This window comes from Aeromicrobium panaciterrae, from assembly GCF_039537165.1.
GTDB lineage: Bacteria > Actinomycetota > Actinomycetes > Propionibacteriales > Nocardioidaceae > Aeromicrobium > Aeromicrobium panaciterrae.
In genome coordinates this window covers 1,856,442-1,876,989 of the sequence record NZ_BAAAZZ010000002.1, presented here as the reverse complement: position 1 = coordinate 1,876,989, position 20,548 = coordinate 1,856,442, and the positions used below count along the sequence as shown (strand labels likewise).

Genomic DNA, 20,548 nt, shown 5'->3' with positions numbered 1-20,548 from the left:
GCACCCGACGGGTGCGGGGCGCTTCGTCGTCTAGTAACCCGTGAAGTAGTCGGTCCTGACGCGCTTGCAGCGTCTCGCGAGACCCGCGCGTACGGAGTTGACCATCGCGGGCGGGCCGGAGACGTACGCGAGCCGTTCGCCAAGGTCCGGGACCGCCGTCGCCACCAGGTCGACCGAGATGAACGGTGCCTCGACATGGCGCCACCGGGTCGGCAGGTGCTCAGGTGCGACCGGCGAGACGATCACGACCCGGAACCCGGCGAGCACGTCGGCGTACGCGATCTCCTCGGGTGCGTTGACCCCGTAGACGAGCACCGCATCGCGGTCGGGCTGGTGCTGCAGCTGGCTGATGAAGGGGGTGATCCCGATGCCGCCGGCAACCAGGAGCACCGGGGTCGTGGGGTCGGCGGGCAGCACGAAGTCTCCGCCGATGCCGGTGGCGTGCACCCGCGCGCCCGGCTCGAGGCCGACCATCGCACGTTTGAAGCTCGACGACTTGTCGGGCACGCGCAGCGCCAGCGTCATCGTGCCGTCGGGACCCGGCGGCGAGCTGATGCTGAACGATCGGCGCAGGCCCCGGGTGTCAGCACCCTTGTGCGGGACCGTGAGCTCGACGAACTGACCCGGCCTGAACGACATCGGCCGCTTGGGCCTGAACGTGAACTCGTGGGTCTCCGGCGTCAGCTGACGCCTGGCCACGAGATCGAGGGCCACACCCTTGCGACGGGCGAAGGCGAAGGCCACCAGGTTGCCGACCAGCAGAGAGAGCTCCTGGGGCTGATCCATGATCCACCCCAGGTCAGGCGGGGTGTCGGTCAGCAGCGTGATGTAGCTCGGGTAGGCGAACACCAGCGCCACCACTGCCGCAACCGCCCATTGCTGCTTGCGACGTGGCGGAAGTGTCAACGGCTCACTCACCATGAATCCGGCGAGGAACACGACGGGATAGGACTGGAACGTGGACTCGACGGCGTCACCGAGTCCGGGCGTGCGGTCATTGAGCGCGAGCACCGTCAACACTGCGGCCAGCACGATGAACAGCAGGCCGACGTCGAGGCGCCGCGTACGCCACAGCACCAGGAACGCGCCGATGGCGACGAACGGCAGCATCGTGTCGGTCGCTGCGGCCTGCCACGTCGCGGTCGTGAAGAGGTCGCGACCGAAGAGCTGCTGCGCGACGAACACCAGGAACGCACCGGCCGCGGCGGGGTTGAAGATGTGCCGGCCGCGCCAGGCGAGCACGTACTTCGAGAGGTTGGCGAGCGCCGCAGCGGCAGCCAGCCACAGATAGCTCTCGACATCGGTGAAGAGCAGCGGCACGAACAGGAAGAAGAGCAGAAGCCCCGTGATGATCGACGACTCGGTGTGCGGCTTGATGCGCCAGATCAGCGCGAAGAGCCGATTGGCGCCGTACGACGCGACGAGCAGGACGACGAGTGCCAACAGCTCGTGCTTGACGGAAACACCGTCGATCACGCCGGTCGCCGAGAACCCGACGTAGATCGCCGCCAGTCCGATGAGGACCAGGGTGACCAGCCGATACATCGTGACGAGTCCGAGCTGGCGATCCAGCAGGTCCCTGAGCTTCTCCATCAGACGAACACCTCTCCGGGGAACTCCGGCGACCACTCGACCCTGCCGTCGGCGTGCATGCGCACGAACTCGTAGCTGAAACGTGACATGAGCCGTGCTGGTTCGGCAAGGAACAGGGCCGTCGCGAGTCCGTCGGCCCGCATGCAGGACTGCGTCACCACGACCCACGTCGCGATGATGTCGCGGGTCGGCCGACCCGTACGACCGTCCAGCACGTGGTGCAGGCCGTCACCCCACGAGCGCCGGTTGGTCGCCGACGCACACATAGCATCCTCGGGCTCGAGCTCGAGCACGCCGATCGCGCGGGTGGGGTCGCGCGGGTCCTCCAGCGCGACCCGGATCGGGGTCGTCCCGTGGTGATAGATGTCGCCGCTGGCGTCGATCGTGAACTGGTTGGTGTGCTGACGCAGGACCCCGGCGACCAGGTCGACGAGCAGGCCCTTGCCGGCCGCGCCGACGTCGAGGGTCACCGGCTCGATCGTCGTGAGGGTCGGCGCACGCCACTCGATCGAGTCCCACGAGGGGACCGCGGCGGGGTCGGCCTTCGGCTCGAGCGAGTAGGTGGCGTCGTACCCGAGGTCGGAGAGGGTGCCGCCGACGAGCGGGTTGACCGCCCCGTCCGTCAGCTCGTTGAGGTCGCCATAGAACGACAGGAGCATGTCGGCCTCGTCCGGCATCGTCCACGACCCCGGACCCCGTGCGATGTCACTGACCAGCGAGTCGTCGCGGAACCGCGACCACGCCTTGTCGAACCGCTTGATGCGACCGAGCACGTCGGCGATGACGTTCTCGGGGAGCGGCCGGGCCGTGTCGATCTGCCAGGCCGTCCCGATCGCCTCGAACTGCCAGACCTCAGGCGGTGGCATCAGCCTTGATCGCGTCGATCGCCTGGTTGAAGCCCTGGACCGTCAGCGAGGACCCGCCGACCTTGTCGACCTTGATCTCGGCGAGGCTCTTGCCGACGACCTCGTCGGCGATGCCACTGGCGAACTTCTGCTGGAAGCCCTTCGAGGTGCCGTTGGTCGCCTCGGGCGTGACCTCGATGTCGGTGATCTTGCCGCCGGCGAGCGTCAGCTCGACCTTGACCTTGGACAGGCCAGCGGGGTTGGAGTACTCGCCGCTGCCCTCGTAGTCGCCGTCCTTGAACGTCGCGCTGGACGTACCGTCCGTGGCTGCCGACGACGTCTCGGACGTGGTCGGTGTCGCGTCGGCCGGATCGTCGCTGCCACCGCCACACGCGGCGGTGATCAGCAGCACGGATGCCGCGGCGGAGGCGGAAAGGAACTTCTTGTGAGACGGCAGCTTCATCGGTCGGTCTCCTGGTTGGTGGGCAGATCGGTGAACGTTCAACAGGTAGAACGAGGGTCTCGCGGCGCGAGTTCCTTCACGGACATCTTCACAGCCGGCTCACAGCATGGGTGGCCGCGCGGAACCCGCCCATGCCATGCACTCCCGCGCCCGGAGGGGTCGACGCCGAGCAGATGTAGAGCCCCTTGACGCCCAGCGAGTAGGGATTGGTCGACAGGCGAGGCCTCATGAGGAGCTGCCACGGGTCGGTGGCGCCACCGGCGATGTCACCGCCGAGGTAGTTGGCGTTGTGCGCCTCGAGCTGGGCCGGGCCGCTGACGGACGTCGCGACGATGCGCTCGCGGAACCCGGGGGCGAAGCGCTCGATCTGCGCCGTCACGGACTCGGTGGCGTCGCCGGTGTAGCCCTGGGGCACGTGCGCGTAGGCCCAGATGGGGTGCACGTCGCCGACCGACCGTCCGGGATCGGCGAGGTACTGCTGGCACAGCAGGACGAACGGGCGCTCGGGCATGCGGCCGGCGTGCACCTCGGTCTCCGCGGCGTTGATCTGCTCGATCGTGCCGCCGAGGTGCACCGTGCCCGCCTTGCGCGCCCACTCGTTGGTCCACGGGATGTCGCCGTCGATCGCGTAGTCGACCTTGAACACCCCGTGTCCGCGTCGCCACTTCTTGAACGGCCGGCGTACGCGTCCCGGGAGCCGGTCTCCCACGATCTTGAGCACACCGTCCGGCGTGGTGTCGAACATGACGATGTCGGCCTGCGGCAGCTCGGTGACCCGGTGACCCGTCTCGATCCGGCCGCCGCGCGAGGTGATCTCGGCGCCGAGTGCATGCGCGATCGCGGCCGAACCGCCCTTGGCGACGGGCCAGCCGTACGCGTGGCTGGTCATCCCGAACATCAGGCCCAGGCCGCCGGTGGTCGGCTTGTCGAGCGGGTAGATCGCGTGTCCCGCGAGTCCGGCGAACAGGCCCCTCGCCTCGTCGGTCTTCCAGCGGCGTGCGATCGCGGTGGCCGGCAGCAACGCCCGTGCACCGAACCCGGCGAGGATCAATGGGTGCCGTGGCACGTGCACGATCGGCCGGAACAGCTCGTCGATGAGGACGTCGCTGTTGTCCAGGAGCGGCGCAAAGAGCTTGCGCCACGACGCGCCGTCCACGCCGAGCATCTCGACCGTCCGGTCGAGGTCGCGGAACAGCACGCCGGCGCGGCCACCGTCGATCGGATGCGCCGCGTCGACCTCGGGCCACAGCCACTCCAGGCCGTGGCGCTCCAGGTCGAGCGACCGGAAGAACGGGGATGCCACCGCCGTCGGATGCGTCGCCGAGCAGACGTCATGGACCAGGCCCGGGATCGTCAGCTCCGCCGACCGCGTGCCGCCGCCGATCTCGTCCTCGGCCTCCAGCACCGTGACGTCGATCCCGGCGCGCGCCAGCACGACACCGGCGGCGAGCCCGTTGGGGCCCGAGCCCACGACGACGGCAGTTGTCATGACTCGACCCTAGGGGGTGCGGCGAACGTCGTTGAACGGCGTCGATCCGTCCCAGGGTTGGCGCGACCGCATCTCGGAGCACGCGACCTCGCCCGTCTCGATGACCCCCGTCGCCGCGTCGACGATGCGATAGCGCTGCACCTGCCGAAAGAACGGCGGAGACTCCATCATGATCACGCGCAGCTCGCCGGGCTCGTACTGGCACTGCTCCTGGATCGCTGCGAGCAGTCGTTCGTGGTGCAGGTGGCCGTCACCGAAGTTCCAGCCGATCGCCGAGCCGGCCACCATCTCCCCGTCGACGATGAAGCGCTGCTCGTGGTCGTCGGCGGCGTGCGGGTAGAGACCCGCCATCGCACGGCCGTGCGTGTGGAGCCCACGCCAGGCGCCGAGCTTGCCGATCATCAGGTCGACGGTGTCCTCGTCGTAGAGCCTGGCCAGCTGGCGGTGCGGGAGCTGCGCCGACTTGGTGACCTTGTCGGCGTACGTCTGCTCGGCGCCCTCACCGAACAACCAGGCCGACGTCGCCCAGGTGCCGGCGTAGTAGCGCATCGACGGCAGGAACGAGAAGAGGTCGGGCCGGAGGTTGCCACCGACGACGGTGGCCACGATGAGCGCGAGCAAGGCGTACGGGAGGAACGGCTCCGTGACGTCGCCCATGCCGTACTCGGCGTGGTGGCCGAACAGGACGAGTGCGCCGAACATCATGAGGACGTTCCACTCCAGCGGTACGCCCATCGGGATCGCCGTGAGTATCTGCAGGTGGAACAGGACCATGATGATCAGCGCGATCGTGGTGACCCAGCCACCGCGTGACAGCAGCAGGATCAGGGGTACGCCGAACTCGATGACCGTGCCGCCGTGGGCGAGGGCGCGCGACAGCAGCCCCGGACGCACGTCGAACTCGGCGTCCTTCCACAGCTTCCGCTTGACCGACGTGGGCACCAGCGGGGCGTTGCTCATCATGGTCGAGACGACGAACGGGAAGTGGTGGTTGAGCTTCGAGGTCGCGGCGCCCCACCAGATCGCGACCATGACCAGCTTCGCGGCGACGATCATGTCGATGAACGGGAACAGGAAGACGATCGCGGTGACCCAGTAGTGCTCGGCGCGGGCCGCCAGGAAGATCGTCTTGTCGCGGAGCCCGAGGACCGGCAGGACGACCAGCAGCGGCAGGAACCGCCAGATCTCGATGATGCCGAACGAGTCGCCGCCGAGGCCGGTCACCTCGCGGTCGGCCGGTGACAGCAGGACGAAAACGGCCGCAACGATCACGCCGACGTACAACGCGACGTCGACGATGGTCCGGCGCGAGCCGGCGGTCCCGCGCACCCGATCGGGCCACGGCGGCAGCCGGATCGTGCCGGGCCGCAGCCAGTAGAGGAACGTGCCGAGCGGAGGCAGGAAGCGCATCGTCAGCGGACCGAAGCCGCAGCCGAAGCCGAGCACCTCGAACAGCAGCGTCCAGATGATGACCTTCTGGAACACGACCGGCTCGAACCACCAGTCGCCGAGGTTGCCGAGCCCGTCGATACCGGGGGTCGACGCGGCGAACAACAGCCCGCCGAGGACATAGAGGCCGATCTTGAGCGCGTAGAGGAGATAGATCGCGTACGGCGTGCCGAAGCCGTGGAGCGCCCAGTGCTGCTGCAGCACCTTGGTGCGCTCGGCCCGTGGCTTCGCGCGCCAGGCGTCGACGTCGAGCTTCGGCAAGGTGGGCGAGATGAGACCCATGCTGCTCCTTCTCCGTGTCCCCAGTGGTTCCGAACTGTAGGGCCTCCCTGCCAGTGCTGCCAGACCATTACGTTGTCGTGCATGACCGAGCTCGACATCCCCACCACCCTGGGTCGCCTCCATGTACGCACCGAAGGCTCCGGACCGGCGATCCTGATGTGGCCGAGCCTGCTGATGGACGGAGCGCTCTGGTCGGCACAGGTCGAGCACTTCCGTGACCGGTTCACCGTGATCGCGGTCGATCCGCCGGGCCACGGAGCCAGCGAGGCGCTCACGGAGCCGTTCACGTTCGAGCAGTGCGCCACAGTCGTGTGCGAGGTGCTTGATCACCTCGACATCGAGCGGGCTCACGTGCTCGGCAACTCGTGGGGTGGGATGATCGGCGGCACGTTCGCGGCGCTGCACCCCGAGCGGGTCGGCGTGTCGGTGCTGATGAACGCGACCGCGTCGCCGGCGCCGCTCGGCCAGAAGCTCGAGTACGGACTGCTGCTCCGTACGGCCAGCCTGCTCGGCGGACTCCGCGGACCGCTGATGCCGTCGGTGCTCAAGGCGTTCCTCGGCCCGACCTCGCTCAAGACCCGGCCCGCCGTCGTCCAGCACGTGCGCGACACCGCCGGGCGCAACGACATCAGCTCCGCGGCATGGGCCGTACGCAGCGTGGTCCCACGGCGCCCGGACCAGCGTGAGCTGTTCTCGACGGTCAGCACGCCGGTGCTCGTCGTCGCCGGCGAGGAGGATGCGACGTTCGGGCTCGCGGAGACGCACGCCATGGCCGACGCGATCCCGGGGTCGACATACGTCGTGATCGACGGTGCCGCCCATCTGGCCGCGCTCGAGGCGCCGGCCGAGGTCAACCGGCTCGTCGACGAGTTCATCGCCGCGCACCCCTAGGAGGCTGCTGAACAATCCACGTGCTGCTGCGACGCACGAGATTGATCTGCAACCTCCCCGTCACTCCACCGGATCAGGCTCCAGCAGTCCGGTGTGCTGCGCCTCGGCGTCGCCCAGCCGTACGAGCACGATGCCTCCCACGAGCACGGCACCGCCGACGAGCTGCATCCAGCGCGGCGTCTCCCCCGCCAGCGCCCATGCGGTCAGCACCGCGAAAGCCAGCTCGCTCAGGAGCACGAACGACGAGACCCGGGCGCCGAGGATGCTCACCGACACGAGGCTCGCGGTGTAGGTGATGACCGTGGCGACGACGACCAGCAGCGCGAGCGGCCAGATCCAGGACATCGACCACGAAGCCAGCTCGACGGCCCGCGTCGTCGCGGTGGCCTCGATGATTCCGGTGAGGCAGACGGCCCCGACCGTGACACCTGCGACAAGCAGCGCCGCCGCGGTGACCGCGACCGCCGGCAGGTCAGGGCTGACCGCCTCCGACGCGACGAAGTAGGTCGCGAAGCAGACCGAGCCGCACGCCGCCCAGATCAGGCCGGTCGCGTCGGTGTCGCCCGATCCGCCCACCCCGACCACGAGCACGAGGCCCAGCATCGCGAGGGCGACACCGGTCAGCGTCGTCCGGTGCGGCACGCGGCGGCGCCGTACGGAGGTGTAGCCGAGGACGAGGACGGGCGCGGAGTACTGGATCAGCAGTGCCACGCTGATCGGGAGGAGCGTGATCGCGTTGTAGTAGCAGACGCTGGTGCCTGCGACTCCGACTCCGCCGAGCAGCAGGATGCGGCCGGACTCATGTCGGGCGAGCTCCCACTGGCCCCGCATCATGACGACCGCGGGGACCAGCATGAGGGCACCAGCGCCCAGCGCACGCGCAATCGTGAGTGCCGCGGGGGTCCAGCCTGCGTCGGTCAACGACCTCGCCATCGGCCCGCTGATGCTGGACGTCGCCGCCGACACGATGCCCAGCCAGATGCCCAGCGTCGCGGCCGAGGCACCCGTGGAGCGCGACGTGCTCATGTGAGCACGTCGAACACGACCGCAGGACTCTCACCACCACGACCGGCATCCTGGGCGACACGAAGGCTCTCGATCGCACCGCGGGTCACATGTCCGGGCTGGCCGACCGAGGCCATCGACGACGCGGCCGCCTCCAGGGCGTCGGCGTAGACGTCGGTGGACGCATGTGGGGTGACGAAGTCACCTGCGTTCATGAGCGCCGTGAATCCCTCGACCTCGGTGGCCACGCGATCGAGGTAGCGCGGGATCTCGGCGGCGACCTGGTCGGGGGCGATGCCGTACGCCGAGGCGAACGCTGCAGCCTCGACGAACGCTCCCAGGGTCGAGAGGAAGAACGTGCCGGTGCAGGCGAGGCCGAGGACCGACGGGACGACCACGTCCTCGCCGGTGTGGTGAACCGCCGGCGAGAGGCGGGCGAGGGTGTCCCGGTGAGCCGACCACGCTGCCTCCGGGCCGGCCACCGCGATGTGCATCTGGTCGGTGCCGGCCGTGCCCGGACGTCCCGAGATCATCCCGTCGAGGTATGCCACGCCGTGCTCGTCCGCCCACCACTTCGTCTGCACCGCGTCATCGGGGGTGCCCGTCGTCAGGTTGACGAGAGTCACGCGCGAGAGGTCAGCCCCCTCGGTCCGGGCGAGCACGCTGCGGAGCGCCTCGGTCGACGCAAGGACCGAGACCACGAGCGGCGCCGACGCAAACGCCTGCGCCGGAGTGCTGTGGAGCTCGATGCCGTCCCCGGCAAGCGGAGCCGCACGCTCGGGCGTACGGTTCCAGACCGCCACGTCGAGACCGCTGCGGGCGAGGCAGCGGGCGACCTGCGTACCCATCAGGCCGGCGCCCAGCACCAGGACGTCGCTCACAGGACACCGACCGGGACGTCGCGGGTCATCGGCTCCCGGCGTGCCACGACGGCGAACCAGGCATCGATCTTGGGCAGCTCGTAGGCATAGAAGTAGTGCATGGCCGCGGTCTTGCCCGGCGCCTCGGCATGCGTGCTGTCGGCCGCCGCGACGGCAAGCTCGAGCCAGATCCACGCCATCACGACATGGCCGAAGCCCTGGAGATAGAGCGTGGCGTTCGCCAGCGCGTCCTGCGGGTCCCCCGTGCTCCACGCCGACGTGGCTGCCGCGACGGCGCTCGCCCAGGCGAGCTCGAGCTCCGAGGCACGGTCGTCGAGACCGTGCGTCCGGGCGCGCTCGATGGTGCGCCAGACCCGTTCGCCGAGCGCCGCCACCGCCCGGCCGTTGTCCTGGAGCACCTTGCGTCCCAGCAGGTCGAGTCCCTGGATGCCGTGGGTGCCCTCGTGGATCATGTTGAGGCGGCTGTCGCGCCAGAACTGCTCGACCGGGAAGTCCCTGGTGTAACCCGCGCCGCCCATGACCTGGATCGCCAGGCTGTTCGCCTCGAGGCACCATTCGCTCGGCCAGCTCTTGACGATCGGGGTGAGGATCTCCAGCAGGTCGCTCGCTTCGGCGATGCCCTCCTCGGTGCCCGTCCGTTGTTCGTCGAGCAGGCGCGCGGCATGCAGGCCCAGGGCGATGCCGCCCTCGCTGTAAGCCTTCTGCGCCAGCAGCATCCGCTTGACGTCGGCATGCTCCACCAGCGCGACCTGCGGCGCCGCGGCGTCCTTGCCCGTGCGGGTGATCGGCCGTCCCTGCGTCCTGTCCTTGGCGTACGCGAGCGACACGGCGTACCCCGCGAATCCCAGCGCAGCCGCGCCGAGGCCGATCTCGATGCGGGCCGCATTCATCATGTGGAACATCTGGCGAAGCCCGTCTCCGGGCGCGCCGACGAGGTGGCCCAGGGCGCCCTTTGCTCCACGCGGCTGGTGGGTGCCGTCGCCAAATGCCAGAGCCGTGTTGGGGATGCCGCGGTAGCCGAGCTTGTGGTTGAGGCTCACCAGCGTCACGTCGTTGCGCTCACCCAGCTCGCCGTCGGGCGTGACAACCACCTTGGGAACGATGAACAGGGAGATCCCCCTCGTGCCGGGGTCGATCTCGCCGGTCGGGCCGGGAGTCTTGGCGAGGACCAGGTGCACGATGTTCTCGGTGAGGTCGTGCTCGCCACCGCTGATCCACATCTTGTTGCCGGTGAGCCGGTAGCGCGGACCGAGCGGATCGTCCGCGCCATCCTCGCCGTCCGGCACGGCGACGGTCGTGATGTCGGACAACGACGATCCGGCCTGCGACTCCGACAGGCACATCGTCCCCGCCCAGCGACCCGCCAGCTGGGGCCGCGCAAACACGTCCCGCTGCATCGGCGTGCCGTGCTCGATCAGCAGCGAGGCGTTGGCATCGGTGAGGATCGCGGGGCTGATGCCTACGGATGCCGCCGCGAAGATCGTCTTGACCGCGAAGTCAGCGGTACGCGGCAGCTGCATGCCGCCGTGCTCCGCGTCGTGTGACGCCGGGAGGAAGCCGAACGCGACGTACGCGTCCCATGCCTCCTGCGTCACCTTCGGGAGGACGACGCGGCCGTTGTCGAAGACCGGTTCGTGGTCGTCGATGACACGGTTGGCCGGCTCGTACTTCTCGGCGGCGATGGTCGACGCCGCCCTCAGCAGGTCGCGGACGCTCTCGGCGGAGTGGTCCTCGAAGCGCGTACGCGTCAGCAGCTCCGGCAGCTGCAGCCAGTCGTTGAGCAGGAAGTCGAGCGTCGGCAGGATCTTGGTCTGGAGCTCCGTCATGCCGGGCCTCCCGACCAGTAGTCGACGTTCTCCGCCACGAAGTCCGCCAACGTCCGCGGCGGCCTGCCGGTCACCTTCTCGAGGTCGTGCGTGATGCCCGCATACCGATCGTTCCTGGCGTCGGTCATCAGGTCCATGAGGTAGTCGACGACGTACACGTCCGAGCCTGCGTCGACCAGCTCCGAGCGGTAGGCCGCCAGCGCCGAGTCACGGTGCACCACGTCTCGGCCGGTCGCGCCGGAGATCGCCTCGGCGACCTCGGACATCGTGAACGCCTGCGGCCCCGTGAGGTCGAGCCCGCTGCCGGCGTGGTCGTCGGTGGTCAGCGCCACGAAGGCGGCCTCGGCGACGTCGCGGGTGTCGATCAGGGACAGCCGGCCGTCACCGATCGGCAGCCGGAGCTCGCCGCTCGTACGGATCGACTCACCGAACCCGCCGGCACCGTTGAAGTTCTGGAAGAACCAGCTCGGCCGGAGGATCGTCCAGGCGCTCGCGCCGTTCTCGACGACGAGCTCGATCGCCCGCTCCGGGTCGGCGTCGGGCTTGGCCTCCCGGCCGAGCTCCGACAGCAGCACGACCCGGCGCAAGTACGGTGCGGAGGCGAGGAGCTCGCCGAAGGCCGCCACGGCATCGTGATGGGGTTTCACGAGATACAGCGACTCGACCCCCATCAGCGCCTGGGCCCAGGTCTCGGGCCGCTGCCAGTCGAACTCGACCTGCGGATAGCCGCGGTCCGGGTCGATCTGTCGCACGCCGCCCGAGAATGGCACCTCCGCCCGCTCGAGGAGCGTGATCAGCTCGGCACCGGTCTTGCCGGTCGCACCGGTGACGAGGATCGACGCCGTCATGACGCCGCCTCGGCGGCTCCGCGGCCGGCGAGCCAGCCCCACGCCACGGCATTGCCGATCGTCATGCCGCCGCCGGAGATGCCGGGACCGAAGACGGCCGCCATCGCGTTGCCGGCGGCGTACAGGCCACGGATCGCGGCGCCGTCGTGGTCGACGACCTCAGCGCGGGAGTTGGTCAGGGCACCGCCCTTGGTGCCGACGGTGCTGGGGTGGATGCGCACCGCCGTGAACGGTCCGACCTCGACCGTGCCGAGGTTGGGCAGCGCGCTGGTCGGATCGCCCATCGCCTGCTCATAACGGGACTGCCCACGACTGAAGTCCTCGTCGCGACCGGCTCGTACGAAGCCGTTGAACCGTTCGACGGACGCCGTCAGTGTCTCCGGATCGACATCGATCAGCCCGGCGAGCTCGACCAGGGTCGGCGCCTCGACGATCCAGTCGGTCGCGGGCTCCCCCGGGAGGACTCCCGCCACCTGGTAGCGCTCGCGGAACTGCGCATCCATGATCGACCACGCCGGGAGGTTGCGCGGCACGTGCAGCGACGTGTCGACCTCGCCCAGCGACAGCGCGGCGTTGTGGCTCGACTCGTTGACGAACCGCGTGCCGGAGCCGTTCACCCACAGGCAGTGCGGCATGTAGCGCTCGCTGAACGAGAGGTGGTGGCGCGGCTCGTCGTCCCACGTGTCGCTGGAGACGACGACGGCGGGCCACGCCCAGTTCTCGGACGTGTGCGCCAGCGCGGCGCCGACACCAGCAGCGAGCCGGATGCCGTCGCCGTGCTGGATCGGCGGTGTGACGGGGTGTGTGATGGGGGTCGAGAGCAGTCGAGCCCTCAGCTCGGTGTTCCACTCGAATCCGCCGGTGGCCAGCACGACGCCGCCGCGGGCACGGATCGCTGTCGTCGTGTCACCGTGGGTCGCCTCGACGCCGACGACGCGGCCGCCGTCGGTCAGGAGCTTGGTGACGCGCCAGCCCGAGCGGCGGTCGACACCGGCATCGTCGACACCCATCAGCAGCCCGGTGACCAGGGCGGCGCCACCCGTGACGACGCCCTTCTCGCGGCGGTCGTTGACGGTGTCGAGGTCGAGGGGGAGGCCGTACACATGCGCGCCGATCGGGAGGATCTCGCTCATCAGTGTGTGCGGCTCGTCCTTGGTCCAGAACAGGTCCTGCCACGCTCCCAGGTAGCCGGGATCCAGCGGCTTCGACTCGAGGTGGCGCGACAGCTTGCCACCGGGCCGCTCCGAGAACGTGTCAGGGTAGGCGATCGCCTGGAACTCGATCGGCGTCGTCTCCTCGATCAGCCGGACCGCTTGCGGCGAGGCATCGACGAACGCCTCGATGCGCGGCTCGTCACGGACGTACGCGCACGAGTGGCAGTACGCAAGTGCCTCGTCGCGACTGTCGGTCTCGCCCTGCTCGCGATCATGCGGGTGGCCGGGAGCCCAGACGAGTCCGCCGGACACCGCCGTCGACCCGCCCCACTTGTGCGTCGCCTCGAGCACCAGCACCGAGGCGCCCGCGTGTGCCGCCGTGAGGGCAGCCGTCAAGCCTGCCGCACCGGAACCGATGACGACGACGTCGAACTGTTCGCTCATCCCATCGTCTCGAGCCAGTCGGCGGGGACGAGGGCAAAGAACGCCCGCGTCCCGGGAGTGCCTTCGTACTCGACCGTCGCACCCTTCTCGATCGTCACGACCTCGCCCGCCGCGGCCGTGACGGTCCGGCCGTCGAGGTGCAGGGAGAGCTCGCCCATCATCACGTAGAACACCTCTTCGTACGGCAGGGTCCACGGGTCGGTCTTTCCGCCGTCGGGGAAGTCGACGAATCCGGCGGACAGCTCGGTGAGCTCGGACGGCTTGGAACGGCGGTCGACCTTGACCGGTCCGTTCTCGGCGGTGAACTCGGCGTTGAAGGGCATGACACGTACGGGGTCGTTGCTGATGGTCATCTCGGCTCCTCAGGTAGGTGGTGGATCAGGGGACGCGGATCATGCCGCCGTCGACGACGATCCGTTGGCCGCTCACGAACGACGCGGCGTCGGACAGCAGGAAGGCGACGACCCGGCCCAGCTCGAGCGGGTCGGCGTAGCGCCCGGCCGGGATCGACTCGAGGCGCTCGGGATCGACCGGGTGGGTCGCGATGAAACCGGGGAGGACCGAGTTGGCGCGGATGCCGTCGGCGCCGTAGCGGTTCGCGTACAGCTTGATCCAGGTCTCCAACGCGGAGCGCAGGACCGACGACACGGGCATCGCCAGCTCGGGAGTGCTCGTGGCGTACGTCGTCACGGCGACGACGGACCCCGACTGCTGGGCGAGGAAGGTCGGCGTCACCAGCGTGACCAGGTGGACGGCGCTGCGGAAGATCAGGTCGAGCCCCTCCTCCCAGTCCTGCTCGGTGAGCTCGAGCAGCTCACCCTTGGGCGGGTGACCCGTGTTGATCGCGACGGCGTCGATCCGGCCGTGGCCGTCGAGCGCCGCCTTGACCAGGCGCTCGCGGTCCTCCTTGCTGGTCACGGAGCCGCGTACGGCTGTGCCTCCGACCTCGGCGGCGATCTCGTCCGCGCCTTCTGACCGGGCCATCACGTACACGTGGTGATCCCTCGCCAGCTCCCGGACGATGCCGGCGCCGATGCCGGCGCTTCCGGCGGTGACGAGGGCGACCTTCTGCGGGGTGCTCATTTGCGGGACGCCCTCAGCCACTCCTGCGTCTCACCGAGGTGGCGGCGCGGTTCGAACGTCGCCGGGTCGAGCACCGGGTCGGCGATGCCCGACATCAGGTTGGCGGTGAACTTGGCGATCGCCGGTCCCTGCATCGTGCCGTGGCCGTCGAAGCCGGTCATGGTCCAGAGTCCTGGCTCGATCTCGCCGATGAACGGATGTCCGTCGCCGCCGGTGGCGTCTGCCGCAGCGCTGATCGTCGTACGGATGCTGACCTCGGTGAAGATCGGCGCACGTACGGCTGCCGCCTCGGCGAACTCCATCAGCATGTCGTCGACGCCGTACGTCTCGGGCGACGACGACGCGAGGATCGTGACGACCGCGGCGTCCTGTTCCCGCTCGACGCAGAAGCCCGAGTCGAGGTCGATCGTCATCGGCAGGGGCTGGTCCGAGATGACCGGTGTCGTGAACCCGTAGTGCACCATCATCGGCGTGATCGGCAGGTCGAGTCCGAATGGGCGGACGAGCTCGGGCGAGCCCAGGCCGCCCGCGATGATGACGCGACGGGCCTTGATCGGCTCGTCGGTCTGCAGGGTCCAGCCACCCTTGGCCTTCTCGATCTTGGAGATGTAGGTGTTCTGCCTGAACTTCACGCCGAGCTTGCGGGCGGCCGCTGCCAGGCCGTAGACGCCATCGGTCGGGTTGACCCGTCCGTCGTCAGGTGTCCAGCACCCGCCGATGAGCCCCTCGGGGTTGAGCCACGGCGCGATCCTCTGCAGGTCGGCGGCCAGGACCATCTCGACGTTGGGTGCGCCACCGGCGCGTTGGACCTCGGCAGCGGCGCCCAGCTTGTCGTAGATCTCCTGGCGTCCGGTCAGCATGAGGTAGCCGTCGCGGTGATACGTGCACGGGTAGTCGAAGGTCTCCTCGAAGGTCTGCCAGAAGTTCAGGCCACGCAGCGCCAGCTCAACCTCGTTGGGTGTGCTGAACTGCTGGCGCACTCCGCCCATCGACCCTCCCGTGCAACCGCTGGCCAGCTCGCGACCCTCGACCACGAGGATGTCGCCCTCGCCGAGCTCGGCGAGGTAGTAGGCCAGGGCCACGCCGCCGATACCGCCGCCGATGATGACGGTTCCGACGCTCTTGCTTTCAGACATGGTGCTCACGACTCTCTGTGCGCGTTGATGGGGAAGTTGTTCATTGCATGACCCGTCCGCCGTTGACGACCAGCGTCTGGCCCGTGACGTACGTCCAGGAACAGATGTCCAGCGCGGCTCGCGCTATCTCGCCCTTGGTGCCGACCCGGCCGAGCGGGGTGGCGTCCTCGACCTTGCGCCGGGCCGCGTCGTCCACGGCGGCCCACATGTCGGTGTCGATCGGACCGGGCGCCAGGGTGTTGACCCGGACGCGGGGAGCCAGCTCGCGCGCCAGGGTGTGGCTCAGGCCGATCGTGCCGGCCTTGCTCGCGCCGTACGGCGCTCCGTGCACCGAGCCGACCACGCCGCCGTCGGAGGAGACGTTGAGGATCGCACCGTTCGTCGCCGCGAGGTCGGGGGCGAGCTCGCGAGCCAGCAGCATCGGGGCGGTGACATGGACCGCGAAGGCTTCTCGCCAGTCCTCGTCCGTGATGTCCTTGAGCGCGGCGTGGCGCAGGAGACCGGCACACGTGATGAGCACGCTGACCGGGCCGATCTCGCGGGCAGCGGCGGCGAGCGCAGCGAGCTGCGCGGCGTCCTGCATGTCCGCCGCCACTCCGACGACGGTCCTGCCGGTTGCGGCCGACTCCGCGACCGTCTCGGCGCTGTCGGATCCACGGCCGCGATGGCTGAACACGACGTCGAACCCGCGCCGCGCGGCTTCCGTCACGATCGCCCGGCCGATCCCCCGTGATCCACCCGTCACGACCGCCACCCCGGCGCTCACGACATGATCCTTCCGCCGTCGACGATCAGGGTCTGGCCCGTCGCGTACGTCCAGTGGCACAGGTCGAGCCCGGCGACCGCGATCTCGCGTGGCTCGGCGACCCGGCCGAGCGGTGTCTCGTCCTCGACGGCGCGGCGCTCGTCCTCGGGAAGCTCTGCGTACATGTCAGTGCCGACCGGGCCGGGGGCCAGGGTGTTGACGCGTACGTGGGGTGCCAGCTCGCGCGCCAGCGACTTGCTGAAGCCGAGGATCGCGGCCTTGCTCGCGCCGTACGACGGGCCGTGCACGGATCCCACGACTCCGCCCGTCGACGAGATGTTGAGGATCGCGCCCTCGGTGGCCGTGAGGGAGTCGGAGAGCTCGCGGGCGAGGATCATCGGCGCCGTGACGTGCACCGCGAACGACCGGTCCCAGCCCTCGTCGGTGGTCTCGTCGAGCGTTCCGTGCGCCATCGTGCCGGCGTTGTTGATCAGCACGTGCACCGGACCATGGCTCAGGACCTTGGCCGAGAAGTCCACGAGCGCGGGCACGTCGAGGACGTCGACGGCGACGCCTTCGACATGCGTGCCCGCGGTCGCGGACTCGGCGATCGTGGCCGCCGCGTCATCGCCGCGTCCGCGGTGAGTGAAGAAGACGTCGTAGCCACGAGCTGCCGCCTCGACGACGAAGGCCCGGCCGATGCCGCGCGATCCTCCCGTGACGACCACCGACCCCGGCCTGTCGGTCATGACCCGTTCCCTCGGTAGGCCCAACCCTCGATCTCGAAGGTGGCTCCGATGGGCAGCTGGTGCACCGCCACGGCCGAGCGCGCGGGGAAGTCCGAGGTGAAGACCTTCGAGTACTCCTCGTTCATCGCCGCGAAGTCGTCCATCGAGACCAGGAAGACGTTGGTCTTGACGACGTCGGCCACCGTCAGGCCGTTGTCGGCGAGGACAGCCTGGAAGTTGTGCAGCGCCTGACGGGTCTCGGCGGCAACGCCACCCTCGACGAGCGCACCGTCGGCGACACCGACCTGACCGGAGATCACGACCCAGTCACCGGCGGTGACGGACGGGCGGAGGGGAAGGGGTGCGGTCATGATGGTGCTCCGTTTCTCGTGGGGTTCAGATGCTTGCGGCGAGGGCGAATCCGCCATGGACGGCGGCTTCGATGCGATGAGGGTTGAGGACGTCTCCGACGGCGCGTACGTCGACGGTGTCGGGCAGGTCCGCGAACAGCTCGGCGCGCGGCTCCGTCCAGGTGTGCACGACGAAGTCGGCGTGGATCACGGTGTCGGTCGTGGGGGCCGTCAGCAGCTGTCCGTGCTCGTCGAGCCGCTGGTAGGTCAGCGCGGCGAGGCCGCCGTAGCCACAGTGGAGCTCACCACGCTCGGCGTCGTACGAGCGGACCTGCGTGGACGTACGGATCTCGACCTTGGCGGCGACGAGGCGTTCGAGGAAGTCGTCGCGCACCTCGGCCTCGACCAGCTCGGCCGGTCCCGGCCGGGCCGTGACCAGGACGACCGAGCAGCCCTGCTCGGCAGCAGCCAGTGCCGCCGACATGCCCAGGGTGCGGTCGGTCTCGTCGACGACGACCACGGATCCGGACAGCCTGGGCCGTCCCGACACGACGTCGGCGGCGGGAAGCAGGGTGCGTACCTCACGGTCGGCCCACTGCGGGAGCCCCTCGGACGCTCCGGTCGCGAGGACCACCACGTCCGGCTCGAGCGCCATGATGTCGTCGGCCTCGGCCGTCCGCCTGAGGCGGACCGTCACGCCGAGGCGCTGCACCTCGTTGGCCAGCCAGTCGACGGCGTCGACGAGCCCGTCGCGTCCGTCGGTACGAGCCGCGATGCGTACGGCGCCACCGAGGTCGCTCCGCTCGTCGAACAACGTCACCTCGTGGCCGCGGATCGCGCTGACCCGTGCCGTCTCGAGCCCCGCCGGGCCACCACCCACCACGACGACCCGGCGGGGAGTCTCGGCCTTCTCGGTCTCGACGTCCCGGAGGAGACGCTCCCGACCGGTGACCGCGTTGTAGACACACTTGACGTTGCGATGGCGTCCGAGCTCGCCCTGGCACATCTGGATGCACCCGATGCACGGGCGGATCTCGTCGGGTCGGTCCTCCAGGACCTTCATCACGAGGTGGGGGTCGGCGATGTGCGCCCGGGTCATGCCGATGAAGTCGGCGTCGCCGTCGATCAGCGCCTGCACCGCCATGGTCGGATCGGTGATCCGGCCGACCGCGCCGACCGGGATGTCGACACGTTGCCGTACGGCGCGCGCGTAGTGCAGGTAGCAGCCGCGCGGCACGGCCATCGTCGGGATGACGGAGCCGTAGAAGTTTGCAGACACGTTCATGGCGTCGACGAGGCCCAGCTCGCTGATGCGCTGGTCGATGTCGAGCCAGGCGTCCTGGTCGAGCGAACCGGGCACCTCGTCCGAGCCGTTGACGCGGACGAACAGGAGCGCGTCGCCGACCGCCGCGCGTACGCCCTCGATCACCTCGCGGCAGAACCGGAACCGCGCCTCGTCGGAGCCGCCGTACTCGTCATCGCGCTGGTTGGTCAGCGGCGAGAGGAACAGGTTGATCATCTGGCCGTGGCCGACCGACAGCTCCACGCCGTCCATCCCGCCACGGACAGCACGCTCGGCCGCGGCGGCGTAGGCGTCGATCACGGTACGGACGTCGGCGCGGCTCATGGCGTACGGGATGCTCGCCCACAGGTGATGCGACACCTGCGACGGCGCCCAGACTGGGCCCCACTCGCCGTCGGTGCGTGCCCCCATGTGACCCAGCTGGGGGATGATCAGCCCGCCCTGACCGTGCACGGCCTCGCTCAACGCCTCGTACCGGGGGATGATCCGGTCGTCGAAGTTGTGATAGATCCCGTACGGCGTGGGCGAGCTCGGATGGACCGCCGTCGTTCCCATCGTCACCAGTGCGGCGCCACCTCGCGCCCGCTCCTCGAAGTACGCGACGTCGTCATCGTTCGGGAGGTTCTCCGCGTCGATGTTGTGGGTCGCGTGCGCCGTCACGATGACGCGGTTCTTCAAGGTCCTGGAGCCGACGTCGAGCGGCTCCATCAGCGGGGCGAGGTGGGGTGCGGTCATGCCGGCACGGACCACACAGGTGCGAGGGTGTCGAGCAGCTTGCCGGACGGCTCGAGCAGACCGTCGAGGAGCGCGGTCGCTGTCGCGTCACCGAGCGGCCCGGCCAGGAGCACCTCCCACTTGTCGCGCAGCTGCTCGTCGCCGAACGACGAGCCCGGGTCTCCGGGAGCGTCGAGGAACACGCCACTGACCTTGCCGTTGGCGGTCTCGATGTCGACGCGGCTCGGGTAGCGGGCCGGGTAGTACTGGTCGAGGCTCGGATCGTGCTCCAGCTTCACCTTTGCCGCGAACTCGAGACGGTCGGGGTCATCGAGCCGGGACAGGTCCATCTCCTGGGCTCCGGCGGCACCCCACAGGGCGAGTGAGCCCAGCACGATCGGGAAGCTGTACTGAGCCGTGTCGATCGTCTTGGGCGCCGTCTCGTCGAGGAACGTCGCCGCGTGGTGCGTGCCGACCGTGATCGACACGATCTCCTCGGGGACGATCTGGTGCTGGTCGAGCAGCTCGACGAATCCCGCGCCGGCGGCGTGCGTGTAGCGGCATGCACCGAACGACTTGAAGTAGGTGTTCAGCACCTCGTACGTCGTGCCGATGCTCGTGATGAACGGATCCTCGGCGGCACCCTTCTGGTGGAACGGGGTCGGAGGCATGACGTTGTTGACCTCGATGACATATCCCTCTGGCCGCTTCATGAAGCCGGCCTTCGCCAGCTCCGCTGCGGCCACGCCGGTCATGGCACCCCACCCGATGGACTCCTTGACCATGGGGGTGCCGAACGTCGACATCGGCGCGTGGACCCAGCCGATCATGATGGCGCGGGCGATGCCGTCGGCATCGAGTCCCAGGAGCTTGGCCGCTGCGGCGGCGGCGCCGATCGCTCCGGCGCATCCCGTCGCGTGGTAGTGGTCGAGCTCGTGCTTGGGCCACAGCAGGTGCGCGGCTCGCAGTCCGATCTCGTAGCCCACGACCTGCGCCACGATGGCGTCGGAGATCGTGGTGGTGGAGTCTGCGACCGCGAGGACCGCCGGGACGATCACGGAGCCCGGGTGGATCGCGCCGGCCAGGTAGTGACCGTCGTCGAAGTCGAGTGCGCTCGCGGCGACGCCGTTGCCGAACGCAGCGTGCGCGGGCGTGGCGCTCGCCCCGCGCGCCACGAGGGGCGCGTCGCCGGATGCGCCGCTCGCGAAGTCGAGGGCGATCGTCGCCGCCACCGTGGACGCCCCGCCCACCATCGTCGACACCGTGTCGCTGAGGGCCTGGGTCGCCCGCTTCCGTACGTCTTCGGGGATGGTGTCCCA

The 20,548-nt window shown here is 69.4% G+C and carries 19 protein-coding genes; 1 reads left to right on the top strand and 18 read right to left on the bottom strand.

From position 1 onward, the window contains the following. Positions 1–30: 30 nt before the first annotated feature. From ABD683_RS10045 to ABD683_RS10025, 5 genes are all read right to left on the bottom strand, one after another. Positions 31–1,593 (bottom strand): FAD-dependent oxidoreductase, encoded by a 1,563-nt coding sequence (locus tag ABD683_RS10045; RefSeq protein ID WP_344769589.1) that lies wholly within the window; start codon positions 1,591–1,593, stop codon positions 31–33. Further along, positions 1,593–2,459 carry an FAD:protein FMN transferase gene (locus ABD683_RS10040; RefSeq protein WP_344769587.1) on the bottom strand — a complete coding sequence of 289 codons (867 nt, stop codon included), beginning with the start codon at positions 2,457–2,459 and terminating at the stop codon, positions 1,593–1,595. The genes ABD683_RS10045 and ABD683_RS10040 overlap by 1 nt, the downstream gene beginning before the upstream one ends. After that, positions 2,446–2,901, bottom strand: a complete 456-nt coding sequence (locus ABD683_RS10035; protein ID WP_344769585.1) for an FMN-binding protein — start codon at positions 2,899–2,901, stop codon at positions 2,446–2,448. The genes ABD683_RS10040 and ABD683_RS10035 overlap by 14 nt, the downstream gene beginning before the upstream one ends. Before the next feature lie 88 nt (positions 2,902–2,989). Continuing rightward, entirely contained in the window at positions 2,990–4,390 is a 1,401-nt protein-coding gene (locus ABD683_RS10030; protein ID WP_344769583.1) for a phytoene desaturase family protein, read from the bottom strand. 9 nt (positions 4,391–4,399) lie between these two features. Further along, positions 4,400–6,121, bottom strand: coding sequence for a DUF3556 domain-containing protein (locus ABD683_RS10025; protein ID WP_344769582.1), 1,722 nt, complete (start codon positions 6,119–6,121; stop codon positions 4,400–4,402). A gap of 81 nt (positions 6,122–6,202) precedes the next feature. On the opposite strand from ABD683_RS10025, the gene ABD683_RS10020 reads away from it, so the two are divergent. Then, a complete protein-coding gene (locus ABD683_RS10020; protein WP_344769580.1) occupies positions 6,203–7,012 on the top strand; it encodes an alpha/beta fold hydrolase in 810 nt (269 codons plus the stop codon). Between the two features lie 60 nt (positions 7,013–7,072). Here the strand turns inward: ABD683_RS10020 and ABD683_RS10015 are convergent, their stop codons facing one another. From ABD683_RS10015 to ABD683_RS09955, 13 genes are all read right to left on the bottom strand, one after another. Beyond that, a complete protein-coding gene (locus ABD683_RS10015; protein WP_344769578.1) occupies positions 7,073–8,038 on the bottom strand; it encodes an EamA family transporter in 966 nt (321 codons plus the stop codon). After that, positions 8,035–8,898 carry an NAD(P)-dependent oxidoreductase gene (locus ABD683_RS10010; protein ID WP_344769576.1) on the bottom strand — a complete coding sequence of 288 codons (864 nt, stop codon included), beginning with the start codon at positions 8,896–8,898 and terminating at the stop codon, positions 8,035–8,037. The genes ABD683_RS10015 and ABD683_RS10010 overlap by 4 nt, the downstream gene beginning before the upstream one ends. Next, the gene (locus ABD683_RS10005) at positions 8,895–10,724 is read right to left on the bottom strand and encodes an acyl-CoA dehydrogenase (RefSeq protein WP_344769575.1); all 1,830 of its coding nucleotides are present in this window, start codon (positions 10,722–10,724) and stop codon (positions 8,895–8,897) included. Before ABD683_RS10005 ends, ABD683_RS10010 begins: the two co-directional genes overlap by 4 nt. Continuing rightward, on the bottom strand, positions 10,721–11,572 hold the full coding sequence (locus ABD683_RS10000; RefSeq protein WP_344769573.1) for a Rossmann-fold NAD(P)-binding domain-containing protein: 852 nt from the start codon (positions 11,570–11,572) through the stop codon (positions 10,721–10,723). Before ABD683_RS10000 ends, ABD683_RS10005 begins: the two co-directional genes overlap by 4 nt. Then, on the bottom strand, positions 11,569–13,170 hold the full coding sequence (locus ABD683_RS09995; RefSeq protein ID WP_344769571.1) for an FAD-dependent oxidoreductase: 1,602 nt from the start codon (positions 13,168–13,170) through the stop codon (positions 11,569–11,571). Before ABD683_RS09995 ends, ABD683_RS10000 begins: the two co-directional genes overlap by 4 nt. Further along, positions 13,167–13,523 (bottom strand): cupin domain-containing protein, encoded by a 357-nt coding sequence (locus ABD683_RS09990; protein WP_344769570.1) that lies wholly within the window; start codon positions 13,521–13,523, stop codon positions 13,167–13,169. The genes ABD683_RS09995 and ABD683_RS09990 overlap by 4 nt, the downstream gene beginning before the upstream one ends. Positions 13,524–13,548: 25 nt before the next feature. Next, positions 13,549–14,253, bottom strand: coding sequence for an SDR family oxidoreductase (locus tag ABD683_RS09985; RefSeq protein ID WP_344769569.1), 705 nt, complete (start codon positions 14,251–14,253; stop codon positions 13,549–13,551). Then, positions 14,250–15,389, bottom strand: coding sequence for an NAD(P)/FAD-dependent oxidoreductase (locus ABD683_RS09980; RefSeq protein WP_344769567.1), 1,140 nt, complete (start codon positions 15,387–15,389; stop codon positions 14,250–14,252). Before ABD683_RS09980 ends, ABD683_RS09985 begins: the two co-directional genes overlap by 4 nt. Before the next feature lie 40 nt (positions 15,390–15,429). Continuing rightward, the gene (locus tag ABD683_RS09975) at positions 15,430–16,155 is read right to left on the bottom strand and encodes an SDR family NAD(P)-dependent oxidoreductase (RefSeq protein ID WP_344769565.1); all 726 of its coding nucleotides are present in this window, start codon (positions 16,153–16,155) and stop codon (positions 15,430–15,432) included. Further along, on the bottom strand, positions 16,152–16,883 hold the full coding sequence (locus ABD683_RS09970; RefSeq protein WP_344769563.1) for an SDR family NAD(P)-dependent oxidoreductase: 732 nt from the start codon (positions 16,881–16,883) through the stop codon (positions 16,152–16,154). The genes ABD683_RS09975 and ABD683_RS09970 overlap by 4 nt, the downstream gene beginning before the upstream one ends. Beyond that, positions 16,880–17,233, bottom strand: a complete 354-nt coding sequence (locus ABD683_RS09965) for a RidA family protein (RefSeq protein ID WP_344769561.1) — start codon at positions 17,231–17,233, stop codon at positions 16,880–16,882. Before ABD683_RS09965 ends, ABD683_RS09970 begins: the two co-directional genes overlap by 4 nt. A 25-nt stretch (positions 17,234–17,258) precedes the next feature. Continuing rightward, positions 17,259–19,250, bottom strand: coding sequence for an oxidoreductase (locus tag ABD683_RS09960; protein WP_344769559.1), 1,992 nt, complete (start codon positions 19,248–19,250; stop codon positions 17,259–17,261). Then, positions 19,247–20,548 (bottom strand): MmgE/PrpD family protein (locus tag ABD683_RS09955; protein ID WP_344769557.1); only part of this gene is annotated, 1,302 nt, incomplete at its 5' end. The genes ABD683_RS09955 and ABD683_RS09960, both read right to left, overlap by 4 nt.

Bases quoted from the DNA above. Each gene is read 5' to 3' on its own strand.
- ABD683_RS10035 (WP_344769585.1), bottom strand. From the start codon at position 2,901: ATGAAGCTGCCGTCTCACAAGAAGTTCCTTTCCGCCTCCGCCGCGGCA.
- ABD683_RS10040 (WP_344769587.1), bottom strand. From the start codon at position 2,459: ATGCCACCGCCTGAGGTCTGGCAGTTCGAGGCGATCGGGACGGCCTGG.
- ABD683_RS09985 (WP_344769569.1), bottom strand. From the start codon at position 14,253: ATGAGCACCCCGCAGAAGGTCGCCCTCGTCACCGCCGGAAGCGCCGGC.
- ABD683_RS10030 (WP_344769583.1), bottom strand. From the start codon at position 4,390: ATGACAACTGCCGTCGTCGTGGGCTCGGGCCCCAACGGGCTCGCCGCC.
- ABD683_RS09980 (WP_344769567.1), bottom strand. From the start codon at position 15,389: ATGTCTGAAAGCAAGAGCGTCGGAACCGTCATCATCGGCGGCGGTATC.
- ABD683_RS10000 (WP_344769573.1), bottom strand. From the start codon at position 11,572: ATGACGGCGTCGATCCTCGTCACCGGTGCGACCGGCAAGACCGGTGCC.
- ABD683_RS10005 (WP_344769575.1), bottom strand. From the start codon at position 10,724: ATGACGGAGCTCCAGACCAAGATCCTGCCGACGCTCGACTTCCTGCTC.
- ABD683_RS09960 (WP_344769559.1), bottom strand. From the start codon at position 19,250: ATGACCGCACCCCACCTCGCCCCGCTGATGGAGCCGCTCGACGTCGGC.
- ABD683_RS09995 (WP_344769571.1), bottom strand. From the start codon at position 13,170: ATGAGCGAACAGTTCGACGTCGTCGTCATCGGTTCCGGTGCGGCAGGC.
- ABD683_RS10020 (WP_344769580.1), top strand. From the start codon at position 6,203: ATGACCGAGCTCGACATCCCCACCACCCTGGGTCGCCTCCATGTACGC.
- ABD683_RS09990 (WP_344769570.1), bottom strand. From the start codon at position 13,523: ATGACCATCAGCAACGACCCCGTACGTGTCATGCCCTTCAACGCCGAG.
- ABD683_RS09970 (WP_344769563.1), bottom strand. From the start codon at position 16,883: ATGACCGACAGGCCGGGGTCGGTGGTCGTCACGGGAGGATCGCGCGGC.
- ABD683_RS10015 (WP_344769578.1), bottom strand. From the start codon at position 8,038: ATGAGCACGTCGCGCTCCACGGGTGCCTCGGCCGCGACGCTGGGCATC.
- ABD683_RS10025 (WP_344769582.1), bottom strand. From the start codon at position 6,121: ATGGGTCTCATCTCGCCCACCTTGCCGAAGCTCGACGTCGACGCCTGG.
- ABD683_RS10045 (WP_344769589.1), bottom strand. From the start codon at position 1,593: ATGGAGAAGCTCAGGGACCTGCTGGATCGCCAGCTCGGACTCGTCACG.
- ABD683_RS09965 (WP_344769561.1), bottom strand. From the start codon at position 17,233: ATGACCGCACCCCTTCCCCTCCGCCCGTCCGTCACCGCCGGTGACTGG.